The 1,117-nt window shown below is 53.4% G+C and carries 2 protein-coding genes; one reads left to right on the forward strand and one right to left on the reverse strand.

Going from position 1 to position 1,117, the window contains the following annotated elements:
- Positions 1 to 3: 3 nt before the first annotated feature.
- Positions 4 to 540, reverse strand: coding sequence for a YceI family protein (locus NW852_RS05555; RefSeq protein ID WP_414426531.1), 537 nt, complete (start codon positions 538 to 540; stop codon positions 4 to 6).
- A gap of 122 nt (positions 541 to 662) precedes the next feature.
- On the opposite strand from NW852_RS05555, the gene NW852_RS05560 reads away from it, so the two are divergent.
- Positions 663 to 1,013: a winged helix-turn-helix transcriptional regulator gene (locus tag NW852_RS05560; RefSeq protein ID WP_043982223.1), complete on the forward strand. Its 351-nt coding sequence runs from the start codon at positions 663 to 665 to the stop codon at positions 1,011 to 1,013.
- The last annotated feature ends 104 nt before the right edge of the window (positions 1,014 to 1,117 follow it).

The following is a 1,117-nucleotide window of genomic DNA, read 5'->3' on the forward strand; positions in this document are numbered from 1 at the left end:
GGTTTAGGCTGCCGCTTCTGCCTGGGCCGCGACCGCCTCGACCTCGATATTGAGTTTTACCTCTTCACCTACCAGCAAAGCACCAAACTCGAGCACCTGGTACCAGGTAAGCCCCCAGTCCTTGCGGTTTATGACACCTGTGGCCGTTGCCCCAATACGGGTCAGGCCCCAAGGGTCTTTGATGGCGGGGCTTACCTCGGCCTCGAGGGCTACCGGGCGGGTGGTGTCCCGGATGGTCAGGTTGCCATGGATCTTGTATTTGTTCCCCCCCAAGGCTTCAATCTGGCTGCTCTCAAAGCGAATCTGAGGGTATTGTTCGGCATCCAGGAAATCGGGTGAACGCAGGTGGGCGTCCCGCTGGGCATCGCCCGTTTCAATGCTAGCGGCCTCAATCGAAACGCTGATTTGGCGCGGCACCCCTTGCTCGTCAGTCGAAACGGTACCGGTCACTTTTTTGAACTGGCCGCGCACAGTAAAGAAGCCCATGTGTTTTACAGCAAAAGCCACGGTGGTATGACTGCTATCCAGGTTCCAATTCATACTTTTCCTCCAGCTTGATCCAGCATTCGCTTTGGATCAACAAGCGCATACTATTTTATATCAGTTTGTTATGTCAAGCATTTGAGCAAAGAAAGTAATAGTATGCTAAGATGTGTTTCAGTATGGCTAAAGCCATTGCAGAAACCACTGAAGCAGACCACAGCTTTTGCCCTGTATACGAAGCCATCAACGTACTGCAGGAGAAGTGGACGCTACACATTATTCGCAGCTTATTGGATGGTTCGAAAGGCTTTAACGAGCTTTCCAGGGCAGTGGGCGGCTGCAACCCGGCCACCCTGGCCCAGCGCGTGGAGAAGCTTGAGCACCTGGGCATCATCTCTAAAACAATCCACTCCACCATGCCCCCGCGCACCAGCTATGCTCTAACGGAGGCCGGCCAGGCACTGCAGGCTGTAATTGAAGCTATAGACCGCTGGGGCCGGCGGTACCTTCCCAAACCACCTGAGCGATAAACCCATCTTTTCTCGTTTTCTCTGCAATTTTTCCCAAACTGACCATATGGTTGCTTTGTAGCATCGGTGTACTTGCTTCGGGCAAGTCTTGGATACGGTATACC

The sequence above is a fragment of the Synechococcus sp. H60.1 genome, from assembly GCF_047462335.1.
Taxonomy (GTDB): domain Bacteria; phylum Cyanobacteriota; class Cyanobacteriia; order Thermostichales; family Thermostichaceae; genus Thermostichus.

What these genes read in the sequence shown, in the direction of transcription:
- NW852_RS05555 (WP_414426531.1), bottom strand. Translation starts at nt 540, where the DNA reads ATGAATTGGAACCTGGATAGCAGTCATACCACCGTGGCTTTTGCTGTA.
- NW852_RS05560 (WP_043982223.1), top strand. Translation starts at nt 663, where the DNA reads ATGGCTAAAGCCATTGCAGAAACCACTGAAGCAGACCACAGCTTTTGC.